Source organism: Ochrobactrum quorumnocens (genome assembly GCF_002278035.1).
GTDB classification, from domain to species: domain Bacteria; phylum Pseudomonadota; class Alphaproteobacteria; order Rhizobiales; family Rhizobiaceae; genus Brucella; species Brucella quorumnocens.
Genome location: NZ_CP022605.1, coordinates 976,011 through 996,008, shown reverse-complemented (window position 1 = coordinate 996,008; position 19,998 = coordinate 976,011). Strand labels below are relative to the sequence as shown.

Genomic DNA, 19,998 nt, shown 5'->3' with positions numbered 1-19,998 from the left:
GCAAGTATCCTAAATTAGATTGACTTCATATTAAATCTCAAACGGAACTCAACGAACACTGGGACGTTCTCATGGTATCGACACAACGGATCATTCAGTAAGGAGAAAAACAATGGATATAAGAACGATAGCTCTCACAGGTGCGGTTGTCCTCGTCTCCTCTATGGCATTCTCCCAAGATGCGAAAACTCCGGAGACACCCGCAGTGGCAACGCCGGAAAATAACAACCCGTCTGCTCCTGTTAAGGGTGAAAACAGTTTTACAGAAGATCAAGCCAAAGAACGCTTTGAAAAGGCTGGGTATTCAGACGTTACGGAACTGAAACTCACAGCTGACGGTATTTGGGAGGCCTCCGCTATGAAGGGGACTGAAAAACTGTCGGTTCAGCTCGATTATCAGGGAAGCGTAACGAAAAAGGCGATGTAGCCTGCGAGCTAAATACTAGTAGATAAAGAATAGGGTGAGTGAAATGAAGACTGTTACAGGTCTATATGACGACTATGCAGCAGCCAAAGCTGCAGTAGCGGAATTAGAAACAGCAGGAATTCCATCTTCCGACATTAGCATTGTTTCGCATCATAGCGACAAAGAAACCAATGCGGCAGAAGGCGCCGGTGTTGGTGCAGGGATTGGCGCGGCTGTCGGCGGCGCTGGTGGATTGTTGGCTGGCCTAGGCATTATGGCAATCCCAGGCGTGGGGCCAGTGGTAGCGGCTGGCTGGCTTGCCGCAACACTTGCGGGAGCGGTGGGCGGTGCTGTTGTAGGCGGCGCTGCAGGTGGCCTTATCGGCGCCTTTACTGAAGCTGGCGTTCCTGAGGAAGATGCTCACCTATATGCTGAAGGCGTAAGGCGCGGCGGCACGGTCGTAACAGCTAAAGTACCTGACGAACGGTATACTGAAGCAGATGGCATTCTCTCGAGCGCAAATCGTGTCAATTTGGTTGAACGCCGGAGAATCTACAATGAGGAAGGCTGGCGGCGCTTTGATGCTGAAGCTGACCCCTATACTGTGGACGAGATTGAGCGTGAGCGCAGTCGTTACCTCTAACAATAGTTATTGAAGACGAATAAGACCGGGGGTCCGTGGGTGGGCCTCCGTTTGATGACATATCTGATTGAGTGTCTCTCGTATATTCTGACATTCTGCCAACGCTCAATGTACTTCAAACCCAAACTCAATTGCCAGTGCATTAAAAAGCCTGATCGTTCTGTATAGGGTTTGACTTTATTTAGATCATGGAACTGCCTGCGGGGCCCTTTTGCTGAAACGATAACGGCTTTAAAGATATTGCCAAGCCCCGATGCCAGGTCTTGTGGTCGACACACTTATTCAGATCTTTGGCGCATCAAAAACGCTTTTCGTTATGCTGCCAATATCAGTTCAGAGGTCCACCATAAAACCATCAAGGGACGGTTGTCCATGGTTTGCCATCCGCTGCGCGGCAAAAATTCGTATGCAGTTCGCGCTTCTGTCTGGAACGCCAGACGGGCAAATTCGTGTGGTGCTATCGTTGACCTATCGCTTGATGGTTTAGATGCTCCTATCTGGTTCGATCCCGGATTCAAAATTAACGGGCGCGCGCGATCATTTTAATGATTGCACTCATGCCTTCGACTGTCACCCTATACCTAACTTCGCATCCTTCGTGATCGCACGGCGTATCTGATGAGCGACAACGCGGCGGGGTACCTCTTATTCAAAAAAACGCGTATTCGCGCGGTGTCAGTCACGGGACATACAGTTTCATCGCTAACGTTAGTTTGCAGAACGTTAATCGGCAACTCGTCATCGCGGCGGACCTGAAAAAAGCGTCATGTGCGGGTTATTTCAGCTGCAAACAATCAGCAAGACTGCAATGACTATCACTGGCACCAACCCAAAGGCGACTATAAGCAACAAGCGATCGAGAAGGGTACGGATAGCAGGCCTATTAAGAACACCGATCCGGTCTGACGACTTCACGATCTGGTAAGTGACAAGATAGAACACGATCGTGACAATACCGATCGTCCAGCCTAATTCAACTAAGAGGGAAGGATGCCCTGGGGCACCCAATATCCAAGGGAAAAATAGCAATCCACAAACGGCTGCTATTAGGTCAGGAAGGAGCTTAAGCAGCAGTTTTGGCATAATGTCCGGCTGAACCTTAATTGATGTGGCAGTCTGACCCAAGCCTTGCAGACGTCAAGCACAAAATATTCACCGGATTCAGCCGGATGGAAATAGTTTGCTTGTTCTGTTTAGAGTGACACATTTAATATGTCAAAATAAACACAATACAAACTACGATTAATGATCACAGTTTTACTTATTGATAGAATAGGTAACAATGAACAAATAAACACGGATCTCGAAGAACGAATTTCTCGTCAGGTTAAGTCTCATATGCTTGACCCTGCATAGGGTCAACTACAGCGCACCTTCGGTTACAAAATTCGGTTGGTAGGGAGCGTGGCTTACCGCGGGCCCCCACTATAGTGTGCTCAGCGAATTTCTGTTGGAGTGACTGCTCGCTTGCTGATGCAAAGCCCTCCGCATGCGCGGCCACGTGACTATTTCGATCCCGATAATGTTGATCCCAGCACTAAGTCTGCACTTTGCGCATGGATCGCATTCTCCTCTCAAGCGCGAAGAACAATAAAAATTGTTGAAAACTAGCAACACAGTCACCCACGGAAATTACTTGTGTTCTCACGTGCCAATTAGGGTTGTCCGCATTTTATGCTGTGTCTTATAAATCTGCTGCATCAAGACTATCCGTGGAACTGTCGAACATAATGCGCCGGTCCGATCTGAACCATCGGGAGTTGAATCGGTTCGAAATCCAGCGCTCGGACTGCACTAGGTATTTCGTCTGACATTGGTGAACGCCCAATAGGACGTTGAGAGGGATCAGCAACGGGAACGCTGGAAAGAAGCTTCCTTGTGTATGGATGCTGGGGGTTGTTGAAAACAGAACGGCGGTCCCCGATTTCAACTATTTCCCCCAAATACATGACAGCGACGCGATGCGCGACGCGTTCTACCACAGCCATATCGTGACTTATGAATAGTATGCCTATGCCCATCTCTCGTTGAAGATCCATCAGCAAATTAATGACCTGAGCTTGCACGGTCACATCCAAGGAAGCGACCGCCTCATCGGCAATAATAAGGCGAGGATTAAGAGCAAGGGCACGTGCGATACAAATGCGCTGGCGCTGCCCCCCCGAAAAAGCGTGCGGGTAACGATCAAGATGCTCAGGAGAGAGATGGACTTTTGCCAGAAGGTCAGCAGCCCGCTTACGCAATTCCACTGTTCCTCCAACTCGATGTACGCGCATGGGATCCATCAGAGCTCGCGCAATCGTCATGCGGGGATTGAGCGAGGAGAAGGGGTCCTGAAACACCATTTGAGCTTCTCTGCGAAACCGTGCAAGCGTGGATTTCGCAGCTCCAACAAGTTCGGTTCCATCATAACGGATTGATCCCGATTGCGGTCGGTCAAGTTGCATAATACAGCGGGCCACTGTGGACTTACCGCAACCAGATTCGCCGACAAGTGCCAGCGTTTCGCCAGAAAAGACATTGAACGTAACTTGCTCTACCGCATGCACCCGGCCCGTCGTTCGACCCAATAGTCCTCCCTTTAGGTCAAAGCGGATTACCAGATCACGAACTTCAATCAGCGGGGTTTTGGCACCTTTATGCTGCGGAACGCCAATCATTAGACCGCTCCCTCCACGAGGCTGTCAGTTTCATAGATAAGGAGTGGGAATTTTTCCGGACTCTCCTTGTCTGCCATACTCCCCAATCGGGGCACAGCCGAGATAAGGGCCCGCGTATAAGGATGCTTTGGATTGTTGAAGATGTCTTTGACCGCTCCGGTTTCCACGATCTCCCCCTGACGCATAACGCACACTCGGTCAGCGATTTCGGCAACGACCCCCATATCATGAGTTATAAACAGAACAGCCATTCCGATCTCGTTTTGGAGCGCCCGAACAAGATCGAGTATCTGTGCCTGGATGGTCACATCAAGTGCAGTGGTGGGCTCGTCAAGAATCATCAGTGACGGTCTGCAAGCTAATGCCATAGCGATCATGACGCGCTGGCGCATGCCACCTGAGAGTTGATGTGGAAATTGGTCAAGTCGGCGCTCGGCGTCGGGAACCCGGACCGTTTTAAGAACGCTGAGCGCAATTTGTCTCGCTTCGCGCGGTGATTTTTTTTGGTGTCTAATAACGGCTTCTGTTATTTGGTCAGCGACAGTGAAGACGGGATTTAGACTGGACATTGGATCTTGGAAGACGATCGAGACCTCGTAACCGCGCAACGCCTCGATACGCTTTTCGGGAAGTTTGGTCAGATCACAGATCGAGCCATCCTTTAATCGCATAACGATGCGGCCGCTGGTAATTTTTGCGCCGTCATATTCAGTCAATCGCATAATCGTCATAGCAGTAACGGACTTTCCGGAACCAGATTCACCCACCAGCGCGAGTGTTTCCCCATGACTGATCTGCAGCGATACATCTTTGACCGCCCGTACAGGATGTGCAGCATGTGGCGCAAAGCAGACTTCGAGATTTTCAACAGAAAGTATGACATTTTCAGGAAGAGATAGACTGGTTGTTGATTGCTTGGTCAAAACTAGTTCCCCTGGCGATTGGCTCGCATTTTGACGATATCTAATGCTCTCCGACCGTTTGCTGTCAACAGGCCAAGCTTTGTACGTGGGTGACGTTTTTCCGATCTCTTACTTATCGAAGCGAACTGATGATCCCGCTTTGCGTGATCATCCCGCAGTCATTGGATGAATTAACCGACGTTATGCAAACTTTGCATTGGCGTATCTCTTTTCGCATGACGATAAATCGCCGTGGTTCAGCGCAAACTGAGCACCGGGTCTATAATGCTGCGAGCATTGCTCTGATTTCGCGCCAGATAATCCCAAAATGCTTCAACGTCACGATTTTTTGCACCAGCACGCCGGAATATTCTGATCTCCATTTCCAGCGACATTTGTTGTCCGCCGATCTGAATTAGTTCGTTCTGTCTTATTGCCTTTTGAACGCATATTTGCGGCAACCACGCGACCCCGTGACCTGCTATTGCCATCTGCTTAAGACTAACTGCAAGCGAGGACTGATAAACAGTACTCAAATTTAGCGGCTGCCGTCGGCGCGACTGGATAAGCGATATTAGCTTGCCCAGATAGCCATCGTTCCACGAATACGACAGATAAGGGATTCTAGTACCTTCCGGCACTTCCAGCTCGTAAAGAGGCTTACCGCTTGCATCCAATCCCGAAACAAGGATGAGGCGATCCTTTCCAATCTGCACGGATTCGAATGGCCCCGCCTCGAGAACCGGCGGACCATCGGGGTGATCATATGTAATCGCGAAATTGCATTTACCAGACGAAAGATGCTCGATGCATTCAAGAAAATCGGCGGTATGCATGCTGCTGCGCACGGGTGAATCGGGTTGCTGCGACTGTCGGATCCAGTCGGGGAAAAAATAGATCGCCAAGGTATGAAGCGCCGTGAATGTAAGAAGCTGCGAGCTTGCACCTGCGACATTGCGGCAGTCAGTCCGCAGTCGATACATATCGCGGACGAGTTCCTGACAGCGCGGTACAAATAAATTGCCTGCGCTTGTTAGATGAACGGGGTAGGTGCTTCGATCCAGAAGGTCTGCCCCCACCCATGTTTCAAGTGATCGAATGCGTCGACTAAACGCAGGTTGAGAGATATTTCGCGAAGCAGCCGCCGTGGAAAAGTTTCGTGTGGCAACAATTTCCAGGAAGTCTTCGAGCCAAGCCAGCTCCATCACCACCTCATGCGTTCTTTGCATAGTTCATTCTAACTACGCATTGGACAGCAGTGCAAGTCTGCTCCTAGCGTGAAAGAAAAATTAAAGAAGATTATAAGTCCAAAAGGGGAACATATCTATGAAAACTGCTTTGGCGCTGGCCCTCACCTGTGGGCTTGGCCTAGCGACGCTCCCTGCTGTCGCCCAGACCAAAAATCCAGGTACGTTCGTGTTTTTATGGACTGATGATATCCAATCCTTCGATCCAGCCTATATTGCGAATACCCCAAGCTCGTACGGCGTACTGAATGTCTACAGCCGCCTACTCAATTACAATGGCTCGGAAATTTCCGAATTCGTGCCATCGCTCTCCAGTGAAGTTCCGACACTAGAAAATGGTCTCATCAAGCAGAGCGACGATGGCTCCATCACGTACACATTTCCCATCCGCAAGGACGTATATGCCCACAAAGTCGGCATCAAAGGCGATGACGGCAAGATCACTTGGTCTAATTACGATGGGCTGACAGAAGATCAGAAGCACGCAATCGAGCCCGGGTTTGGGGTAATTACCCCCGAAGATGTGCGCTATTCGTTGTTAAGATCTATCCTGATGGGCCAGTCATGGATGTCCAATGCAATCACCGAAGTGGTGACTGCGGGTAAATATCCCGATGTTACCAAGTGGGTCGAGACCGAAGGCAACGTCAAAAATTTCAATGAGGCAAGTCCGGAAGCTCTTCGGAAAGTCTACGACCAACTCGCGTCGCAGATCACTGTCGAAGGTGATAAGGTCATTTTGAAATTGCCCAAGCCCTTCCCGGCCACCCTCGGCGTTCTGGCACTTCCGTTTGGCGCCTCAATCGTTGACAAGGAGTGGGTTACATCTGTCGGCGGATGGGATGGCGACGGGGATACATGGAAAAAATACTACCGTCCTGAACTTGGGGATGATCCGCTGTTTGCGCAGGAAAACGGCACTGGTCCCTTCATGCTCGAGGAATGGGATCGTACCGACCGTCGCATCACGCTCAAGCGCTTTGACAATTATTTCATGGGTCCAGCCAAGCTCGAGCGCGTTGTCATGCGCACAGTCCCCGAGTGGACCACTCGACGTCTACAACTGCTGTCAGGAGATGCCGATTTTGTGACAGCACCTGTCGAATTTCTTGATGAACTTGGCAAAACCGACGGCGTGAAGGTGGTGGACGGCCTACCAAAAGTCTTCGGACGAGGGCTTTATTTTGCTTGGCCATTGGATGATGCAGACAACCCAGCAATCGGCAGTGGGCAAATCGATGGAAATGGCATTCCGCCGAACTTCTTTGCAGACATCGATGTACGTAAGGGTTTCAACTATGCTCAGAACTATGATGCGCTTCTCAAGCAGGTGCTGCTAAACAAGACAGTGCAGTCGCGTGGCCCGTCGGTTCGCGGCATTATGGGCTATCGCGCTGACTCTCCCATCTATAGCTATGACCCCCAAAAAGCTGCGGAACATTTCAAGAAAGCTTTTGACGGAAAGCTATGGGAAAAAGGCTTCACCTTCACTGCTTACGTGCAGGAAGGCACGCCGCAGGGCACCGCCGCTTTATCTGCCCTCCAGCAGGGTCTGCAGCGCATTAATCCGAAATTCAAGATGAAGATCCAGTCGCTGCCATGGGCATCGATCTCAGACAAGCTTAACAACCGCGAAAAGCCTGCTTCCCCACTCACCTACATGGGTTGGGGACCTGACTATTCGGATCCAGGCGGTCCACTGGGTGCCGCCACCTATTATCTTTCGCCGACTGGTCTTGTCGGCGGAATGTTGGGCGATGGCTATCGCCAATTGATGACTGAAAAATTCAAACCTTTGTTGGATGAAGCTTGGGGTTCATCAGATCCAGCGTTGCGTGAACCGATCTATGCACAATTGCAGACTATGTCGCATGATTACGCAACAACCCAGTTCCTCTGGGAGGACTTTGGTTACATCGTCACTCGCAACAACATCGACGGTTATGTTCACAACATGATTCTTTACGGCGCCTGGGATTTCTACCCTATAACCAAGGCAAACTGAGCCTCGCTAAAACGGATCGGGTGACATTTTCGCCCGACCTTTCCCCAATCCTTAGCGCAAGAGGTCCTGATGTGCTGAATTACGCTCTGCGGCGGTTGCTAACTCTTCCCGTGGTTCTCTTCGCTTTGTCGGTGATGTTGTTTGCTTTGCAAATGTCGCTTTCACCAACACAGCGCCTGGCAGCTTATGCGCCTTCGCCCGATTTTCTTAAAGGCGGACAGGATAGTATCCGGCGTATGATCGAACAATATGGTCTTAACGATCCTTTTCATATCCAATACGGCAAATGGATCAGCAATATTTTGACTGGGAATCTGGGCTGGTCCGAGACCGCGCGCCAGCCAGTGGCAAACGCCTTGGCTTCACTTTTGCCTGCAACTTTAGAACTGGTCGTGTTTGCCTTTATTCCGAGCTTTCTGCTAGCAATTTTTCTTGGTTCGCGTGCTGGCATTTACCTGAATAAATGGCCTGATCACGTTATAAGGATATTCACTATTCTTGGCTGGTCTTTCCCAGTCTATGTTTTCGGCCTTCTAATGCTTTTGATCTTCTATTCTGCCCTTGATTGGTTTCCGCCAGGTCGGCTCAGCCAGTGGGCACAGGCAACCGTTATGTCTGCCGAATTCACGAGGTATACCGGTGCCAATACGATTGACGCGCTCCTAAATGGCAATTTTCAGGTATTTTGGGATTCTCTACGCCATCTCGCGGCGCCCGTTATCACACTAACATATGTTAATCTTGCGAGCATGACCCGTGTGATGCGCACGTCGATGCTTGAAACCCTACGACAGGACTATGTGCGGACCGCGCGTGCCAAGGGCATGCCCCGGCGCATTGTTGAACTAAAGCATGCGCGCCGCAACGCGCTGCTGCCTGTCACCACCATTGCCGGCATGGAACTTGCAACTATGATGGGTGGTGTCGTCATTACAGAAACTATTTTTGACTATTCCGGTTTGGGCCAGTTCGCGGCGAAATCTGCTGCAAATCTAGATTTCCCCGCGATCCTTGGTTTTAGCCTCTATTTTGCGGTCGTGCTTGTACTGATGAACCTAATAGTTGATTTGATCTATCCATTGCTCGATCCAAGGGTGAAGACGCGATGAAGGTGCTTCGATACTTATTGCGCAATCCGGTTTCTTTGATTGGTGTGCTTATTCTGCTGGGATTCGGGTTGATCGCGCTTTTTGCTCCGATGCTGGCACCTCCGCAGGAGTTTCAAATGTCGGTCTACGATACACCGCGCGCAGGTTTTCTTGCGACGCCACAGCCTCCTTCCGCCGGGGCTATCTTTGGAACTACGGAGGGGCAGTATGATATATATTATGCAGTTATCTGGGGGACCCGGACGGCTTTCAAGATCGGCTTGGGTGTAGTCGCTATCTCTGTGTTTATTGGCACTTTGATCGGTTCAATTGCGGCCTATTATGGCGGCGCAGTTGACGAAGTCCTCATGCGGATCGTCGACGTTTTCATGGCCGTTCCGTTTTTGATTGCAGCGATGGTGCTCACTGCCCTTCTTGGAAAAGGGATAGGGCCAATCACAATAGCACTGACGACCTTTGGCTGGATGGGCTATGCGCGCGTCGTGCGCAGCGAAATCTTACGTATTCGCGAAATGGATTATGTGCATGCCGCAAGGACCTATGGCGCAGGTGATTTGCGTCTCATTGTGCTTCACATCCTGCCCAACGCCTTTTTCCCGGTGCTTGTTTTGGCCACAATGGCAACTGGCTCGATGGTTCTCTCCGCCTCTGCACTGAGTTTTCTCGGCGTTGGCACCGAGGAAGGTTACGCGGACTGGGGCCAATTTATCGCCTATTCGCGCAATTGGATCGTCGGACAACCAGGAAATCCTTTCCAATATTGGTATACCCTGGTCTTTCCAGGCGCAGCCATCTTTCTCTTCGTCTTGTCATGGAACCTTGTCGGCGACGCGCTGCGCGATCTCCTTGACCCCCGCCACACGAGTTAGATTCTGGGAGGAATGTTTTGTCTGCGCTATCAAAAACTTCAATCGATCTATTCGAAAGTCTTCTGCGCCACGAAGTAGAAGATAAAGCCATACCGTCTATTTCATATGCGCTTGTGGACCGTGACAGTCTGCTGGCTCAAGGACATGTGCAGCATCCTGACCGTCATTTTAAGATGAATGATCAAACATGCTTTCGCATCGGTTCGATAACGAAGACTTTCACCGCAGTTGCGATCATGCAACTCGTTGAAAAAGGGCTTTTAGACCTCGACGTCGATGTATCAGAATATCTTCCAGGTTTCCAGCCTGTGAATCCGTTTATCGGACGTGAAAGCGGCCCCTTTGGTTCCCATGTCAGCCTTCGTAAGCTGATGAGCCACACTGCCGGCATTGTCAGGGAGCCCAAAAGCGGACATTATCTCGACGCGCACCGGCCGCCTCTTGCCGATACCGTGGCTGAACTAGCAACGTCCACCCTTAAGCAGGACCCGAGTGCCGGAACTATGCACTATTCCAACGCCGGCATTGCCGTAGTGGGACTGGTTATCGAAAAGGTCGCGCGCAAGACGTATGCCGACTATATAACAGACAATATCTTAAAACCTCTTGGTATGCTCGGAACTTCCTCAGGAATGGCGGAAGGCATTCGTGATCGTCTGGCACCTGCAGACATGTGGACACTAGAGGGCGACAGTCCTGCGCCAGTGTTCAGTCTCGGAGGGTCCCCAGCAGGCAATATTTTTTCAACCAATCAAGACATGGCCAATTATGCCCAGTGTCTGTTGAGAGGTGGTTTTGCACCAGATGGAAATTCTATTCTCAGCCCCGCATCTTTACGGGAAATGTGGACTGTGATCGGAAAGCGTCCAAGTAATCATGACAAGACGCAGAACGGCTACGGACTCTGCTTTGGAATCGGCGATATTGACGGATGGACGTCAGTCGGACATGGCGGCGCTGTTTATGGTTATGCGTCTCAAATGACACTTCTTCCCTCCGCTGGAATTGCTGTGCTCATTTTCGCCACGCTGGATTTTGCCAATCAGATTGCGTCACGACTGGCCGGTGATGGCCTCCGCTTGGCATTGTCAGAGCGCAATATGGGCAGCCGTCCACCCGCTCCTCGCATACCTCCAGCAATCAAGGATGAACAGTTCAAAACACTTCCCGGGTTTTATCGCCATGCTGGCAGCGGCGAGGTCGTAGAGGTGAAGAAAAATGGCCGAAAGCTCTATTTGATGGGCGAAGGCGTGCCTCTAGAAATCCGCCCTGTCGCGGGCGACGACTTTGTTATTGATGGCCGGATTTACGGTCGCGGGGCAGACTATCCTCATATGAACGTTTCGTTCGAAGTACCCAGTAAAATGAGTTGGAAGGGGCAAGATTGGACAAGAGTGGATAGCCTGCCCGTCGAACAGGTCCCGCCGGAAATCTGCTCGCATCTGGGAGAATATGGGCCAGATTTCAATATAACATATCTCACATATAGTCATGGCCAGCTTAAATGCCTGATCGAATACTTTTGTACCCATACATGCGAACCGGTCGACAGCGGTCGCTTCCGCATGCGCGGCCTTCTTTATGAAGAGGAAATCCTAGAATTAGGTGCCGTTGATGAAACGGGCCGAGAGGGTATTCGCGTTGGACCGATGTTCCTAGAGCGTCGCAAAATCGGCTGATAGATTGAGGAAAGCAGGAGCCATAAATCGCCAAGCCAATTATGATGAAGGCGTCGCCGCACGTGCTAAATACCCCAAACGGAATATTCCCGTGAAGATGCCCCTTCAGGTGCAAACCCCACTGGCGTAATGGTCCACGGCCATCATTAAGTGAACTCTCGTAAGTCAAGGAACCATAAACTATGAAAATATTCATTAGTGCCGATATTGAAGGTACCGCTGGCATCACCAATTGGGATGAAGCCCGAAAAGGGCACGCCGATTATGACGAATTTCGCGAGTATATGACAGACGAATTGGTCGCTGCGTGCGAAGGTGCACGCGCTGCTGGAGCCACTGAAGTTGTGGTGAAGGACGCACATTCAACCGCACGCAATTTGATCCTCTCCAAACTTCCCGATTATGTTCGCATTATCCGTGGTTGGAGCGGACACCCCGACGCTATGATGTTCGGTATAGACGAGAGTTTCAGCGCAGCAATTTACACTGGCTATCACAATAAAGCCGGCACTGACACCAATCCATTAGCGCACACGTTGACTGGCACAATCTCCAGAATGCTGATTAATGGTGAAGTTGCGTCGGAGTATACATTAAACGCCCACTGTGCAGCCCGGTATAGCGTGCCGTCCGTTTTTCTCTCAGGCGATGCCGGAATGTGCGAGGAAGCCAAGAAGCTCGTTCCAGGCATTACCACAGTCGCTACAAGTGAAGGACACGGACCCTCCACATCATCGTTGTCGCCGCAAGGTGCCGTGAAAGCCATTCGCGAGCGTGTGGAACAAGCGTTATCACGCGATTTTTCCAAATTTATTCCGAAGCTCGCAAAAACCTTCGAACTGGTCGTCGAATACACGACTCCGGTCGAAGCATTTCGCGGCAGTTGGTACCCCGGAACCGAGCACCCGTCTCCCCGAACACTTCGATTCCGAGCGGAGAACTTCTTCGATATTCAGCGTGCCATTAGATTTATAGTATGATGCGGTTTCCGCGCGAAGCCGACAGTCTGCTTACTCTTTTCACACATATGTCAAAGGGATGATGGTTTCTATCCGCTCTTCTCACTCGAAATGCATCTCCAACCCTTAATGATGCAGTGCCTGGCTTCCGCTTGCCAGGAGGGAAGTGGACTTTTGTTAGAAGGTCAGCGGCCTACTTACGCTCCTTCATTGACCCTACAGCTCGATAGACGCGCATCGTGTGGTATAAGAAGTCTTCTAAACTATTCAATACCTTGCTAGATAAAAGTTAGAACGATCAATCTGTAAGCCACCACATCTTTAACCGTGTGACGGTTTAGCAGAAATTACAAACACATCTATCAATTGGATAACAATGACGACGTTAAAGCAAGGCACGTGGCTTGATCACGCTCCCAATCGCCCTTCCACTTTCCGCCAAGATTAACGTTAAAACGCAAAGACGCTAGCCGGCAAAGGCGAAGCCTCTTGCGCGTATTGCATGCAGTGGGAGCACCATATTGGCCTTCTTCGCCCTTCGACGCAGTCGGCTCACTATGGTGTCGAGATGCGCATAATTAAATTCATATACGTCTTCTCCCAGAGCCTCCACGAGCGCCTGCCGCTCGACGGTCTCGCCACGCTCAGCGAATAACCGTCCCAATAAACGTTGTTCCGCTGTGGTTAAACGAAGACGATTGCCAACCCCATCGGATAGTACCCAACCGCCTTCGAGCAGGGACCACCCGGAACCTTGACGCTGTGAAGAGAAACCGAGCCTGCTGAGACGGGCGCTGAGAGCTGTCACTGTGGCAGCCAGTTCGCGAACATCGATCGGTTTGACGAGGTAAGCATCTGCACCGTTTTTGAGGCCATTAATCCTGTCATCAATGGACCCGCGAGCTGTCACCATGACAATTCCCAACGATCGCGATGTTCTCAAATGCGCGGCAACAGATAACCCATCTTCTCCATTTAAGCCGATATCAAGAATTACGATGTCTGATGGCTTTGCTGCGTACGCTCTGTAAAGAGCTGCAGCATTTTCAAATCCATATACGTTCAGGCCCAGCCTGGATAAGCCCAGGAGCATTTCCTCTCGGAAGTCTCGGTCATCATCGACAATGTAAACAAGGGGAGCCGTCGTAACATCGTATTGCTTGAATTCCTCTGCTGTCATTGGAGGTCCTAAAAAATTCCCTGGTACTCGATCTCATCTGCTCATCGCGTTGCTCATCAACAAACCGTTCGGTCTATAGGATCGTATCGACAGCGTGTGCGCCGGGGCCCTCAATTTACTTTGGAACTTTGAGCCAAAAACGACTGAAGATACTGCTTTACTTATAAGCTTCCGGCATTACCGGATGGCCGACATGCGGTCTATAGCAGCGGTAAAACCGGCGAGCGATACAGGGATCGAGAGCTCTGTTCCTGATGTAGTTTGCACCTTCACGGACAAAGTTGTCCCCGATTTCAAACCTGCGAGAAAGTCTGGGGAAACGGGGATCGAAGTTATTGCACCGTTAGGTCCGCTGCTGACGATAGCGGCCGTTTCTACTGCACCAGTGTCAACCTGATAGCTAACCCCATTGGGAATACGTAACCCGTGTGGAAGGACAAGGTTGATCGCAACGTCTTGATTTACTGACGTTTTTGAAATCGCCAGAATCATAACGAGCTCTCGCGTCTGCTGGCGAAAAAATCGCTGTTCGATCTGGCAAGTCAACGGGCCCGTGGCAGCGTTCGGACTTGCACAGGCTAACGACCACGCCGGAGGAGGAGAAGCTGCGGATGTACTGGCGCTCTCCTGAGCCAAGCCTGAAGCGGCAGAATTAAAAAAGAAAAGAGCGGCAACGAAGTGGGCAATGACGTTAAACGAGCTGGGCATCTGGGTGTATCCAATTGTTGAGAATATAGGAGTTCTCATTTAAATGAAGCCGCTGTCACGACAGAGGGACGGGCTTGGTTGAGTTTAGACATCTGACTATGACCGGTCGCAATATGAACGGCTACAGCTCTGCAGCAGCATCTGTTGGTTATTGGAATCAGTCTGGAAGCGCATCTTCTATGACAAATATTGCTTGTCGGTTGCCTCGCGCGCAGCAAGACAAGTGATCGCATAGAGGACTTGGTCCCTGTCCCAGCCCGCAGCGATTGCTATCATAATGAGCTTGCTGATCGATGGTTCAAGAGCAAACATGCATTCTTTTTGGTACGCCATGCTTCCAGTTTCGTCGCTGGAAGGGCCATTCAACCTTGTTCTTTCACTCATAAATGCTCTCCAAGACAGATCGTCCATAAACGAGCAAGAAGCTGAAAAGCAGGAGGAAGTCCTGTGATTTCCGAAAACATTACGTTCGTCCAAGTAGGACAGAGATCAAGACGGCTGACAACGGGATCAAGAAAACCGCTCCGCTTGCAGTTAAGAAAAACCGCTTAATCCGTTTTCTGCGAACTAGCGTTTCACCGGTCCAATCATAAGGTGTGAAATGTCTCAAGCTTCAACCCCACTGGATTAATCGCCACCTCTTGTTGTGTGAGGTTCGACGGTCTGTTCTAGTCAAATCAGTGTCAAGTTCAGTCATCGGGCCGGAACATCGTTGTCGATGCTCCGGCCCGATATCATGTCCCGATTTTTACCACTTAACGCGGAAGCCAACATTCCCCTTGACGGAATAGCTGTCACCAAAGTTGTTTAGACTGGTATTGACGAGGCCTTCGCCAAAGATCGAGAATTTGTCGTCGTTCCAGTTGTATGAACCGCCGACGCCAAGTCCGCCCCACAGACGTTCTTGTTCACTGGCAATGCTCGTACCCGCAACGTCAACCCGTGTTCCTTCCAGGAACTCGTAGTAGAGATTGGCAATGCCGTAGACATTGGCGCGATTGAGCGTACCGTTGTCATCCTGCCAAGACGTCTCGTGATCAAGTGTCAGACCAAGACGGCCCTGAAGGCTTTCACCGCGGTCAAGACTGACGCGTGAACCGAATGGATCGGTGAATGCATCAAAATCGACATTGGAATAAACCAGCTGTGCTTGTGGTGTGACCGACCATTCTGGATCAATGGCAAAGCGCTTACCGCCTTCAAGAGACAAGGTATAGCCGAAACCCTTGTTGCCATTGTCGAGGTTGGCATTGGCAAGGAGCGAGTCGAGATCGCTCTTATACCATGTCACCTGACCCTGACCGTCGAGGTAGAAGCCATTTTCACCATACCAGGTGAGTGTGCCGCCAAAGCCGTAACCGTCCGTGCTGATTTTGCCATCACCACTGAGCGAGCTAGTGTCAGTTTTGCCATGCACGTAATGGACTGTGACCCCACCAATCAGCTTGCCATTTTCTGTTTCCATCAACAGACCGTCAATACCGGCCTGAAGCTTGAGGATATTCTGGTCGTAATCGGTGTTTGAAGTCGAGACGCGTGGTTTGATGCTGTTATGTGCGCCTTCGATACGGCCCCACACACCGTTGCCTTCAATCGCAACACCGGCTTCTTCAGGAGCGGCATATGGTGAGCCGACTGGATCGGCACCCTGCGCGACAACCTTGTTGCCGTTACCGGCCCAGATGCGGTTGCCAACACGCTGCTGCAGGGTTGAGACCCCGTTCAGCCCAAGCAGAGCCTGCGAATAGGCTTCATAGGTTGGAACACCAGCCTGATAAAGCGGAACTCCAGGGGTGCCCGGATTGGTTGGGTTGGTTGGATCGACTGGATTGTTCGGGTCGACTGGATTGGTTGGATCTACAGGAGCAACCGGTGCGATCTGCGAACGAAGATACCAATCACCATCAGTTGGTGTGGAAACGCCGTTCTTCCAAAGCGTGTAACCGTAAGCTCCGACAACCATGACTTGCTGATTATTGAGCGAGTAGTTACCACCGATGAGCTTGAAAGCGCCGTTTGATGCACCCGCCACATCGATAACCTTGATGCCTTCAACAGTCGGTGCACCGGTGCCGCCAATATTGTTCACACGCAGATCGGTTGAACCTGATGTGCTGCCGCCGATCTTGAACAGATCAGTCGCGGAGTTGTCGCCTCCGAGGACAGTGTCAACAACAAGGGTGCCGCCTGCGCCGACATAGTCGCCGGTGGTTGTCAGTGTGTTACCGACATTCGCTGCACCAATGGACAGAACAGCCGGATTACCACCGCTGTCCTTGCCAACAGTGAAGACGTCAGTCGTCAGTGTTCCAACTAGATCCGCAGTGCCACCGTTCAGATTAACGGCATCCCAGTTTCTGATTTCCTGAGTTGCAGTCTGAAGATTGCGGGTGAAGTTCTCAACACCGTTAAGCGTCAAAACATCGCCGCCGGTGTTGCCAGCGCCACCGTCAAGTGTCCCTACATTTGTCATGTCGGTGCCATTGAAGGTCAGCGCATCATCGCCCGTTCCAAGACGGAAGCCGCCCGTCACTGTCGATTTTCCAACGTTAACGATTGAATCGCCTTCGTTGTCGGTCATCGCGAAGCTGGCTTTGGCCGCAGCTTGAACTGTGGAGCCGTCATTGATGTTAACGGTGGTCGTGCCAGGCGTTCCATAGACCCAGATAACGCCGTCCCAAGCGCCTAGTGCCGCAGTTGACTTCAGAGTTCCATCGACATTGATGGTCGTTCCTGCGGTGCTGTAATTCGTCAAATCCATCGTATTGTTGTAGGATGTGATGGTGCTGCTCTTTGCAACATTGATGACGAGAGGACCTTTGCGCTCAACCACGCGAATGCCATCGCCGCCGAGTGCACCTGCTGCCGGCGTATTGATGGCACCGTTGGTGGTGATTGTGGTCCCTTTAGCTGCACTCGAGTCGACATTGATGGCAACATTGTTCGGCGTTTCAATGTTGTTGACTGTAATAATATTCTGGCTGTCAGGCGCTGAGGCGTTGAACGCCGCAGTGTCATTAAGCAGGTTAATACCCACTCCATCCGACTTGATCGTGCCTGTGGAGGTAATTGTCGCAACACCGGTGCCGCTATGAACAGCGTTGATGCTATCGCCACCTGACGTAATGTTGTTCACATTAACGTTCAGGTCCTTGGTGGTGAGATAGGTATCAAACCACATACCAATACCGGCTGTATTAATATCATGGGCCGCAATATTAACGTCGCCAGTGCCATAGGTGCTGAACCAGATGCCGTGGCCAGTCTTGGTCGTGATATCATTCGCGGTGACGATCGTATCGCCGCTACCTCTATGAGTAAAATGAATAGCGCTTGCCCCGGAGTTAACGTCGTTGACGTTAATTTCCAGCCCTGCGGTGTACGCGTTGGTGTCGATATTGATGCCTTCATTTCCAGCGGTGATATCGCCGATATTAAGGGTCGTCGTTCCGGCATTCGGGCTGGCATCCACGTCCATCCAAACGCCAATACGATCCGCAATGATCGATCCAACGTTGATATCAACGTTGCCAGTGCCACTGGCGTAGCCGTTTATACCGTCAAGGCCGGAAACGATCTTAGTCACATCAACATTGAAGTTGCTCGTGCGTGGGCCATTATCGAAGTTGATGCCAGTGCTATCGGATTCGATGTTGTTTGCGCTGACAGTAACATCGCCGGTACCATTGTTGCCGGGCAGATTGACGCCGAAACCGCCGGCTTTAATGTCTTTTACGTCGACAGTAACGCCACTTGTGGTTGGCCCCGCGACAGCAACAACGCCGTTGCCACCACTTTCGATCAGTCCATCCGAAATGACTTCGATAGTGCCCGCTCCGCTGTGACGGACATCAATACCAACCGTGCCAGCAACTACGCTTTTGACATCGACTTTGATCGACCCTGCGCTAGCTGTGTTTAAGACAAGGATGCCTTCACCCTTATCGGAAGTCACTGTACCTGAAGCGGTGATCGATGTATCACCACTTCCGCCATTAAGTGCGTAAATGCCGGTACCGTTGCCACCGATGCCCTGAGCGTTGATCTCGTTTACATCAATTGTGATGCCACCCTCAGCGCCAGATCCCGTCTCGGCGACGATACCGTCCCAGACAGAGTTGATCACACCGGTGGACGTAATATTAACCGCACCTGTACCAGACTGGCGGGCTTCAATGCCGCGTCTTCCGCCGTCAAGATCATTGACGTTAATGGTGATATTGCCTGTTCCTGCGCCATTTGTCACCGAAACTGCATCCCAGTTTTCGCCTGTGATATGGCCATTGGAGTTTACGACCAGGTCGCCGGAGGTCCCGTTTGTGATTTCCAAGCCATAATTCTGGCCGGTGATCGCTGACGCGGCATTGTCATTAAACGAGACGCCGTTCGTGCCGGTGATCGTTACAGCATTACCGGATCCAACGGAAAGCCCGAAATCGGCTTCAGTCGTTACTTCGACGCCAGTTCCAGTAATCACCTGCGTTGTATCGCCTGCCGCAGCGGGACCCGAGCAAACGGAAGCGGGACCTGTCGTACAAGAGCCCGCCAATGAGGCCGAAGGCAAAGCAATAAGAGACGTCAGCGCAATCAGCGACGTAGAAGCGAGACCCGTTATGAAAGACGAACCAGTGGCTTCGTGCGGCGCGACGCCACCGGCAACGCCCTTATATTTCGCAACGCGGCCACCCCGCAAAACAAGGCAACGCCATGCGGAACCCATTCCGTTATCACGCAGTTGTTTGCTGGGTCGGCCTTTTTGGCCAAGGTTTGATGGCTCAATGTCTGAAATGGTCATGGAAGATCCTGTTTGATCGAGTTAATGAGTGCGAATGAATCTCGTTTGAGAAATTGAAGCACGGCGTCTGAGTGGCCGCCGCGATGGTGCTCTCGCTTAGCAATTGTCAAATCACTGCTCCGCCAGACACTGGCGGCCCGCGAGAGGCTTCAAGCCGTACGCGCCGCTGTAATATCGAAGTAATGCGAACTGGCGTTTGCAGTCGGTTCGCTGAGGAGAACGGCTCGCAAATGAAACGACCACAGAGGCGGTCGTCACCGGAGATGGCTTCAAGCCGCTCGATGACGACGGAACATCAAAGAGAAGCGAGCGGGGCGAAACCGACCAAACTGACGGCGCCGTAAGCTTAGCAGACCTGCAGCGGTCGAAAAATTGACCTATTGTCGGAAATTGAGACTTCCGGGAACATACAGCGACTCCTTGCGGCGCCCTAGTACAAAGCAAATGCCCTCTAATCGCTCTCGCAGATGAAGCGCCTGTACTGCCTCTGTAGGGCCACATTTTAGAGGATGTTTCATGAAATTTGCGCTCGACTTGCAACGAACCTGCTCCCCCTTCAATACGCTTGAGTACCCTGCTGCGCTCAAAAATTATCAAATGAACAGCACGAACCCCGAGTCATTATCTGAGCTATTATTTAGTGTTTTAGAGAAGTATTTGCACTTTCACTTTCTTACACTTACGGTCATTTGTTATCGCTGGTCGCGATACGCAGTTTGAAGAATCCATTAAGATGTCAGCTCATAGTGCGTTGCTGAGCTCAGCAGTCACTACGAGTGAAAACAAGTTGCGCACGAGCGTCGTGCAGCGATAGAAAGCAACCACTTGCAGAAAGC

At 51.1% G+C, this 19,998-nt stretch carries 12 protein-coding genes and 1 pseudogene; 7 read left to right on the top strand and 6 right to left on the bottom strand.

Translation table 11 applies throughout. From position 1 onward, the window contains the following. Positions 1-112 precede the first annotated feature (112 nt). Both CES85_RS26825 and CES85_RS26820 read left to right on the top strand, forming a co-directional pair. On the top strand, positions 113-427 hold the full coding sequence (locus CES85_RS26825) for a hypothetical protein (RefSeq protein ID WP_095448785.1): 315 nt from the start codon (positions 113-115) through the stop codon (positions 425-427). A 43-nt stretch (positions 428-470) separates the two neighbouring features. Beyond that, positions 471-1,049 carry a general stress protein gene (locus CES85_RS26820; protein WP_095448784.1) on the top strand — a complete coding sequence of 193 codons (579 nt, stop codon included), beginning with the start codon at positions 471-473 and terminating at the stop codon, positions 1,047-1,049. A gap of 1,706 nt (positions 1,050-2,755) precedes the next feature. Here the strand turns inward: CES85_RS26820 and CES85_RS28385 are convergent. Next, positions 2,756-4,632: pseudogene (locus CES85_RS28385) on the bottom strand (ABC transporter ATP-binding protein). A 236-nt stretch (positions 4,633-4,868) separates the two neighbouring features. After that, positions 4,869-5,816 (bottom strand): LysR substrate-binding domain-containing protein, encoded by a 948-nt coding sequence (locus CES85_RS26795; RefSeq protein ID WP_280523400.1) that lies wholly within the window; start codon positions 5,814-5,816, stop codon positions 4,869-4,871. Positions 5,817-5,937: 121 nt separating this feature from the next. Between CES85_RS26795 and CES85_RS26790 the strand changes: the two genes are divergently transcribed. The 5 genes from CES85_RS26790 (at position 5,938) to CES85_RS26770 (ending at position 12,500) form a co-directional block, all read left to right on the top strand. Next, on the top strand, positions 5,938-7,863 hold the full coding sequence (locus CES85_RS26790; RefSeq protein ID WP_095448778.1) for an ABC transporter substrate-binding protein: 1,926 nt from the start codon (positions 5,938-5,940) through the stop codon (positions 7,861-7,863). A 236-nt stretch (positions 7,864-8,099) separates the two neighbouring features. After that, on the top strand, positions 8,100-8,972 hold the full coding sequence (locus tag CES85_RS26785) for an ABC transporter permease (protein WP_095448887.1): 873 nt from the start codon (positions 8,100-8,102) through the stop codon (positions 8,970-8,972). Continuing rightward, the gene (locus CES85_RS26780) at positions 8,969-9,841 is read left to right on the top strand and encodes an ABC transporter permease (RefSeq protein WP_095448777.1); all 873 of its coding nucleotides are present in this window, start codon (positions 8,969-8,971) and stop codon (positions 9,839-9,841) included. Before CES85_RS26785 ends, CES85_RS26780 begins: the two co-directional genes overlap by 4 nt. Positions 9,842-9,858: 17 nt before the next feature. After that, positions 9,859-11,520, top strand: a complete 1,662-nt coding sequence (locus tag CES85_RS26775) for a serine hydrolase domain-containing protein (protein WP_095448776.1) — start codon at positions 9,859-9,861, stop codon at positions 11,518-11,520. A 182-nt stretch (positions 11,521-11,702) separates the two neighbouring features. Next, on the top strand, positions 11,703-12,500 hold the full coding sequence (locus tag CES85_RS26770) for a M55 family metallopeptidase (protein WP_095448775.1): 798 nt from the start codon (positions 11,703-11,705) through the stop codon (positions 12,498-12,500). A gap of 445 nt (positions 12,501-12,945) precedes the next feature. Here CES85_RS26770 and CES85_RS26765 read toward each other — a convergent pair whose 3' ends face one another. The 4 genes from CES85_RS26765 to CES85_RS26750 form a co-directional block, all read right to left on the bottom strand. Further along, positions 12,946-13,659 carry a response regulator transcription factor gene (locus tag CES85_RS26765; protein ID WP_095448774.1) on the bottom strand — a complete coding sequence of 238 codons (714 nt, stop codon included), beginning with the start codon at positions 13,657-13,659 and terminating at the stop codon, positions 12,946-12,948. 177 nt (positions 13,660-13,836) lie between these two features. Further along, positions 13,837-14,367 (bottom strand): invasion associated locus B family protein, encoded by a 531-nt coding sequence (locus CES85_RS26760; RefSeq protein WP_157743546.1) that lies wholly within the window; start codon positions 14,365-14,367, stop codon positions 13,837-13,839. Between the two features lie 177 nt (positions 14,368-14,544). Further along, positions 14,545-14,751: a hypothetical protein gene (locus tag CES85_RS26755; protein WP_095448772.1), complete on the bottom strand. Its 207-nt coding sequence runs from the start codon at positions 14,749-14,751 to the stop codon at positions 14,545-14,547. 364 nt (positions 14,752-15,115) lie between these two features. Beyond that, positions 15,116-19,162, bottom strand: a complete 4,047-nt coding sequence (locus CES85_RS26750) for an autotransporter outer membrane beta-barrel domain-containing protein (RefSeq protein ID WP_095448771.1) — start codon at positions 19,160-19,162, stop codon at positions 15,116-15,118. Positions 19,163-19,998 lie beyond the last annotated feature (836 nt).